Genomic DNA, 6,849 nt, shown 5'->3' with positions numbered 1-6,849 from the left:
TGCGGTTCATGCACAAGCAGTTTTTTGAAGACCCACGCGCGCCTGGCCGGGTGATCTTCCTCGGCGAGCGGGCGGGGCCCCCCGCTGCCCGCCTGCTGGGCCGGGCCCTCCGCAGAGGTGGACACGTGCGCGGTCATGCCCCCAGGGTACTGGCGGAATAGATGAGCCCTCAACTATGCTGCGGTCCGGCAGAAGGTCAAACGCTCAACCAGTTCTCGGAGGCTCCCATGACCAGCACCGCCACCCAGATCCCCGGCTACGTCGTCGGCACCTGGGACATCGACGCCAGCCACTCCACGGTCGGCTTCTCCGTCCGCCACATGATGGTCAGCAAGGTCCGCGGCTACTTCCGCGAGTTCTCCGGCGAGATCGTCACCGCCGAGGACCCCACCCAGTCCAGCGTCACCGCCCGGGTGGACATGGACTCCATCGACACCCGTCAGGAGCAGCGTGACGCGCACATCCGCTCCGCCGACTTCTTCGACGTGGGCAACCACACCGAGATGACCTTCCGCTCGACCGCCGTCCGCACCGACGGTGCCGACTGGACGGTCGTCGGCGACCTGACCATCAAGGGCATCACCAAGCCGGTCGAGCTGCAGCTGGAGCTCAACGGCTTCGGCCCCGACGCCTACGGCGGCACCCGCGCCGGCTTCTCCGCGAAGACCGAGATCTCCCGCAAGGAGTACGGCGTCGACATCGACATGCCGATGGACGGCGGCGGCGTCGTCGTCGGCGACAAGATCACCGTCGAGCTCGAGATCGAGGCCGTGCTCCGCACCGCCTGAGGGAGGACCTCCCTGCCCTACCGCCGCTCACAGGCTCGCGGCGGGACCCCGTGGGGAGGCCGACGACACGAGGGCCCCGGGCGCACCGCCCGGGGCCCTCGTCGTGTCCTGGCGCAGGCCGGGGGTCCGGCCCGCGCGTCACGTCGACCGGCCGGCGCCGTCCGGCGACACGCCCTCCCACAGCTCGTCGAAGGCGATGCTGTCGTAGAAGGCCGTCCCGTGGGCCACCTTGCCCTCGCGGAGGGTCAGGAACCAGGCGTAGGTGTTGCGGTACAGCGTCCCGGCCGTGGTGGTGCCCTCGCCGTCCCACAGGACGACGACCGTGTCGCCGTCGGCATGGACCCCGCGGACGGTGACCGGACGGAACGGCGCGTCCGGCCGGAACCGTGCCCCGAAGGGGCGCAGGACCTCCTCGCTGAACTGCTGCGCACTGCCGTAGGTGCCGGCGGCGTGCGACCGGCCGACGATCTCCCACGTCATGTCGTCGGCGAAGATGCTCGAGACGTGCCCCCGGCCGGCCGACCACGCGTCGAAGGCCTCGGTCACGATCTCCCGGTTCGTCTCCACCGTCGGTACCTCCTCGGAGGGGGAACGGGTCGGGCGGCCGGCCCGACCGCACCTGTCTGGTGCCGGCGCCATCCTGGGCGATCCCCGTGGTCCACGGGCCCGCTCCGGGCGCCCCTCGTGTTGTCGGCCGGATCGAGCTGTGCTGCGGCAGGATCCACCCCGACCGGGGGCTCGGGGGAGGCGGTGCGGTGGAGCGGCAGCGCCTCCTCGCGGGTGGCGCGTGGGTCGCCGGCGTCCTCGGCTGGCTGGTGATGGCCGGGGCTGCGTGGTCCAGCACCCGCCACCGGCCCGGCTGGTTCGACCCGGACGACGGGCCGCCGTGCGCACGTGCCGGGGCCTGCTCACCGGCCGGTGCGCAGGCCGCGCTGGCCCACCTGTGGGCCTGGGTGGGCGTGGGCGGCGCCCTCGTCCTCGCCGCGACGGTGCTCACGGTGCTCGCCCTGCCGGCGCGGCCCAGCCCACGGGGCCGTCCGCTCCCGGCCCCTGCGCACGCCGCTGCCGGCGGTGTGGTGGCGAGCCTGCTGGTCCTGGTCGGCAGCCTGCCGGCGTTGGCCGCGGTGCTGCTGTCCGGCGCGCACGCGGTCCCGGCCGTGGTCCTCGCCGTCTGGCTCGCGCAGGCCACGGTGCTCGCGGCGGTCGATGCCGCCGTGGGCGGCCCGGCGACCTCCCCCCGCCGGGCCGCGGTCACCGGCCTGGCGGTCAGCGCCGCCGCCACCGGCCTCGTGCTGACCGCGCTCGGCGCGGGCTGGGTGCACCTCGGCGACTGGGGGGCGCTCGCGGTGGCCGACGGCGTGCTGGTGGCGCTCGGGGTGGCCGTCGCCCGGCCGACCGCCGGGTCGGTGCCCGGCGCCCGCCGGGTGGCCCGGGCGGGTCGCGTCTGCGGCCTCCTCGCCCTCGCGCTGTGCGCGTTCCTGGTCCTCGGCGGAGGGGGAGCACTGCTGCGGCTCGGGGTGTCGGCCCTCGTGGCCGGGGATCCCCCGCTGCCCGAGGAGCGGCGGATCCCCGCCCCGCCTCCCGCGCCCGCGCCGTCCCCACCCCCGCCGCTCCCGGCGCCGGTGACCACGCCGCCGCCACCGCCGGTGGCGGCCGACCTCCGCTGCACGCCGGAGGACCTCGACCTCACCGTCGTCGGCTTCGACGCCGCACTGGGCGCCCGGGCGGCGAGCGTGCAGGCCCACAACACCGGCGACGTCGCGTGCTGGGTCGAGGGGGTGCCCGTGGTCACCCTGCTGCAGGGCGGGCGCCCGCTGTCGCTCACCGTCGAGCCGGGGAACGGCCCGACCGGCGGCCCGGCCGTGGCGCAGCGGGTCGGCCTGGTGCCGGGCGGCACCGCGTCCGCGCTGCTGACCTGGCGGACGTACGCCGGCTGGGCCGACGCCGAGACGCCGCAGTCGGTGACCGTGGCCCTCGACCCGGCGTCCCCGGCGGTCGAGGCGGGGATCGTCGGCGGACCGCCCGGCGCGCCGTTCGACCTCGCCGACGGCGGCGCGTGGGGGATCGCCCCGTGGGCGCCGCCCGGGAACTGAGCGGAGGGACACTGGGGGACATGTCGACCTCCACCCTCGCCCGCGTGCAGACCCGCTTCCCGTCCGCCGTCCTCGTCGCCGTGGGCCTGGCGGCCGGCTTCGGCATCGCGCAGGCCACCGGGGTCCGCGCGCTCGGTGGTGCGGTGTTCGCCCTCGGCGGGCTCGCCGCGGCCCGGCTGTGGGTCGCGCGTCGCGGCTGGGCCGTCGCACTGGGGCTCGGCGCCCTCTACGTCGCCGCCTTCGTGCTGGCCCACGTGCTCTCCCTCGGGGTGGGCATGGCCGCGTGGCTGGCGGTGAGTCTGGTCACGATCACCGCCGCAGGGGTGACGTTCGCGCTGGCCGACCGCCCGCAGGCGGAGATCGCCGAGCGGTGAGCGCCTAACATGGGAAGGTCACCGGCCCGGTGGCCGTTACCACCTGTGTCTGGGCGCGTGGACGCGCCGACCCCCTGAGCTCTCCCGAGGTGCCTCTCCGCATGCCCACCCGCGACGACCTGCGCAACGTGGCGATCATCGCCCACGTCGACCACGGCAAGACGACCCTGGTCGATGCCCTCCTCCGCCAGGCGGGTGCCCTCGGGCGCGCCAAGGGCGAGGGGACGGACAACGACTCCACGCAGGACCGCGTCATGGACTCGATGGACCTCGAGCGTGAGCGCGGCATCACCATCCTCGCCAAGAACACCGCCATCCACCTGGCCGACGAGAACGGCAACCCCGTCGTCGTCAACATCGTCGACACCCCTGGCCACGCCGACTTCGGCGGCGAGGTCGAGCGCGGCCTGTCGATGGTCGACGGCGTCGTCCTGCTGGTGGACTCCTCCGAGGGCCCGCTGCCGCAGACCCGCTTCGTGCTGCGCAAGGCGCTCGGCAAGGGGATGCCGGTCATCCTCGTGGTCAACAAGACCGACCGCTCCGACGCCCGCATCGGCGAGGTGGTCGACGAGACCTACGAGCTGTTCATGGAACTGCTCGAGGACAACGGCCTGGACACCGACGCGCTCGAGTTCCCGATCGTCTACTGCAACGGCAAGGCGGGGAAGGCGTCGCTCAACCGCCCCGCCGACGGCACCGACCCGGACAACCCCGACCTCGCGCCGCTGGTCAAGACGCTGCTGGACACCATCCCGGCGCCGACCTACGACGCCGAGGAGCCCCTGCGCGCGCAGGTGACCAACCTCGACGCCTCGCCGTTCCTCGGCCGCCTCGCGCTGCTGCGCATCCACTCGGGCGAGATGAAGCGCGGCCAGCAGGTGGCCTGGTGCCGCACCGACGGCTCGGTCAAGAACGTCAAGATCACCGAGCTGCTCGTCACCGAGGGGCTGACCCGCACCCCGGCCGACCACGCCGGCCCCGGCGAGCTGGTCGCCATCGCGGGCATCGAGGAGATCATGATCGGCGACACCCTCGCCGACCCGAACGACCCGCGCCCGCTGCCGCCGCTGACCGTCGACGAGCCCTCGATCTCGATCACCATCGGCATCAACACCTCGCCGATCTCCGGCAAGTCGGGCAAGAAGCTGACCGCCCGGCTGATCAAGAACCGCCTCGACCAGGAGCTGGTCGGCAACGTCTCGGTGCGCATGCTGCCCACCGAGCGGCCCGACACCTGGGAGATGCAGGGCCGCGGCGAGCTCGCGCTGGCGATCCTCGTCGAGCAGCTGCGCCGCGAGGAGTTCGAGCTCACCGTCGGCCGGCCGACCGTCGTCACCAAGGAGATCGACGGCAAGCTGCACGAGCCGGTCGAGCGGGTCACCATCGACACCCCCGGCGAGTACGTGGGCACCCTGACCCAGGCGCTGGCCACCCGCCGCGGCCGCATGGAGAACCTCGTCCACCACGACACCGGCTGGGCGCGGATGGAGTACGTCGTCCCCTCCCGCGGCCTCATCGGGTTCCGCACCGAGTTCCTCACCGAGACCCGCGGCACCGGCGTCCTCAACCACAACCTCGAGGGCTACGAGCCGTGGCTGGGCGACATGCGCGCCCGGCCGACCGGCTCGCTGGTCGCCGACCGGCAGGGCGTGGCGACGTCGTACGCGATGTTCTCGCTGCAGGAGCGCGGCTCGATGATGGTCGCCCCGGGCACCGAGGTGTACGAGGGCATGATCGTCGGCGAGAACTCCCGCCCCGACGACATGGACGTCAACATCACCAAGGAGAAGAAGCTCACCAACATGCGGTCCTCGACCGCGGAGGAGCTCGAGCGGCTGATCCCGCCGCGCATCCTGAACCTGGAGCAGGCGCTGGAGTTCTGTGCCGAGGACGAGTGCGTCGAGGTCACCCCGGCCGCGATCCGCGTGCGCAAGGTGATCCTCGACCAGAGCGAGCGCGGCAAGGCCAAGAACCGCAAGCCGAAGCTCTGAGCGGGGCCCTCCGTCGGAGGGCAGGCGGGTGGCGGTGTGTGCCCACACCGCGCCTCCGAGGCGGTGCCGTCCGCGCTGGGTGCACCAGCGCGGACGGCTGACGGCCGAGGGAGCAGGTCCGTCGCGACGCGTGCACGACACGCCGTCGACGACGCGGAGGACCGCTCCCTCGGCCGTCCCCGTTCCCGGCCCGGCGTTGACACCCCTCCGGCCGCCTCCCTAGCGTTCCTGCACGTCCTCGGACCGCTTCTCGGGGCACCTCCCACCCCTCCCTGCTCCTGCGGTGCCCCCGCCACCGCGCGACGACGCCGGTGGACCGTCACGGACATCGGAGTCCCCATGCCTGGACGCCCGCAGCCCCTCCCGTCCACCCCGCCCACGCGCGGACGACGTCGCTCCCGGGGCCTGGTCGCCGTCGGCGCCGGCCTGCTCGCCGTCGGCCTCGCCGGCCCGGCCGGTGCCACCGTCGAGGGCGGTCCGAGCACCGACGTCGAGCCGTTCGGCACCACGCCCGACGGCGTCGCCGTGGAGCGGTGGACCCTCGTCAACGGCGACATGACGGTCCGCGTGCTCACCTACGGCGGCGTCATCCAGACCCTCGAGGTGCCCGACGCCGAGGGCGAGGTCGAGAACGTCGTCCTGGGCTTCGCCGACCTGGCCGGCTACGTCAGCGACGCCGACCCGTACTTCGGCTCGCTCATCGGCCGCTACGGCAACCGCATCGCCGGCGGCACCTTCACCCTCGACGGCGCCACCTACCAGCTGCCGCTCAACGACGGTCCCAACACCCTGCACGGCGGGCCGACCGGCTTCGACGACCAGGTGTGGGAGGCGACCGACGTCAGCGACGGCGAGGTGGCCGCCCTCGAGCTGCGCCTGGTCAGCCCCGACGGCGACCAGGGCTTCCCCGGCACCCTCACCACCACCGTCACCTACAGCCTGGACGCCGAGTCGCGGCTGACCGTGCACTACGAGGCCACCACCGACGCGCCGACCGTCGTCAACCTCACCCAGCACACCTACTGGAACCTCGCCGGGGAGGGCTCCGGGTCCATCTACGACCACGAGCTGCAGATCGACGCGAGCGGGTACACCCCGGTCGACGCGACGCTCATCCCGACCGGTGAGATCGCCTCGGTCGAGGGCACCCCGTTCGACTTCCGCGAGCCCACCGCGATCGGTGCGCGCATCCGCGAGGACGACCAGCAGCTGCTGTACGGCCAGGGCTACGACCACAACTGGGCGCTGGACCGGGAGGACGACGGCGCCCGCGAGGGCTCGGACAGCGAGGACGCCCTCGAGCAGGCAGCGGTGCTGCGCGACCCCGGCAGCGGCCGCACCCTGACGATCTCCACCACCGAGCCGGGCCTGCAGTTCTACTCGGGCAACTTCCTGGACGGCACGCTCGTGGGCACCGGCGGCACCGTGTACCGCCAGGGCGACGGCCTGGCGCTGGAGACCCAGCACTTCCCCGACTCCCCGAACCAGCCGGAGTTCCCGTCGACCGAGCTGCGCCCGGGGGATACCTACGACAGCACCACGGTCTTCGACCTGTCCTCCTGAGCGGCGGTGCCCGTCCGCGGGGACGCCCGCGGACGGGCAC

Annotated in this window: 6 protein-coding genes; 5 read left to right on the top strand and 1 reads right to left on the bottom strand. The window is 73.6% G+C overall.

Going from position 1 to position 6,849, the window contains the following annotated elements:
• The first annotated feature begins 227 nt into the window (after nucleotides 1-227).
• Nucleotides 228-788: a YceI family protein gene (locus tag ACI79E_RS22220; protein WP_456934754.1), complete on the top strand. Its 561-nt coding sequence runs from the start codon at nucleotides 228-230 to the stop codon at nucleotides 786-788.
• A gap of 138 nt (nucleotides 789-926) precedes the next feature.
• On the opposite strand, the gene ACI79E_RS22215 is transcribed toward ACI79E_RS22220, so the two are convergent.
• Nucleotides 927-1,355, bottom strand: coding sequence for a nuclear transport factor 2 family protein (locus ACI79E_RS22215; protein WP_456934753.1), 429 nt, complete (start codon nucleotides 1,353-1,355; stop codon nucleotides 927-929).
• A gap of 188 nt (nucleotides 1,356-1,543) precedes the next feature.
• Between ACI79E_RS22215 and ACI79E_RS22210 the strand changes: the two genes are divergently transcribed.
• The 4 genes from ACI79E_RS22210 to ACI79E_RS22195 all read left to right on the top strand — a co-directional run bounded on the left by ACI79E_RS22210 (nucleotide 1,544) and on the right by ACI79E_RS22195 (nucleotide 6,809).
• Nucleotides 1,544-2,881: a DUF4232 domain-containing protein gene (locus ACI79E_RS22210; RefSeq protein ID WP_456934752.1), complete on the top strand. Its 1,338-nt coding sequence runs from the start codon at nucleotides 1,544-1,546 to the stop codon at nucleotides 2,879-2,881.
• A gap of 20 nt (nucleotides 2,882-2,901) precedes the next feature.
• Nucleotides 2,902-3,255, top strand: coding sequence for a hypothetical protein (locus ACI79E_RS22205; RefSeq protein ID WP_456934751.1), 354 nt, complete (start codon nucleotides 2,902-2,904; stop codon nucleotides 3,253-3,255).
• Nucleotides 3,256-3,356: 101 nt separating this feature from the next.
• Nucleotides 3,357-5,246 (top strand): translational GTPase TypA, encoded by a 1,890-nt coding sequence (gene typA / locus ACI79E_RS22200; protein WP_456934750.1) that lies wholly within the window; start codon nucleotides 3,357-3,359, stop codon nucleotides 5,244-5,246.
• A gap of 339 nt (nucleotides 5,247-5,585) precedes the next feature.
• Nucleotides 5,586-6,809, top strand: coding sequence for an aldose epimerase family protein (locus ACI79E_RS22195; RefSeq protein ID WP_456934749.1), 1,224 nt, complete (start codon nucleotides 5,586-5,588; stop codon nucleotides 6,807-6,809).
• Nucleotides 6,810-6,849: the final 40 nt, after the last annotated feature.

This window comes from Geodermatophilus sp. SYSU D00079 (assembly GCF_054050635.1).
The sequence above is the reverse complement of the archived record's forward strand: the minus strand, read 5'-3'. Positions and strand labels throughout refer to the sequence as shown.

Bases quoted from the DNA above. Each gene is read 5' to 3' on its own strand.
- ACI79E_RS22220 (WP_456934754.1), top strand. From the start codon at position 228: ATGACCAGCACCGCCACCCAGATCCCCGGCTACGTCGTCGGCACCTGG.
- typA (WP_456934750.1), top strand. From the start codon at position 3,357: ATGCCCACCCGCGACGACCTGCGCAACGTGGCGATCATCGCCCACGTC.
- ACI79E_RS22195 (WP_456934749.1), top strand. From the start codon at position 5,586: ATGCCTGGACGCCCGCAGCCCCTCCCGTCCACCCCGCCCACGCGCGGA.
- ACI79E_RS22205 (WP_456934751.1), top strand. From the start codon at position 2,902: ATGTCGACCTCCACCCTCGCCCGCGTGCAGACCCGCTTCCCGTCCGCC.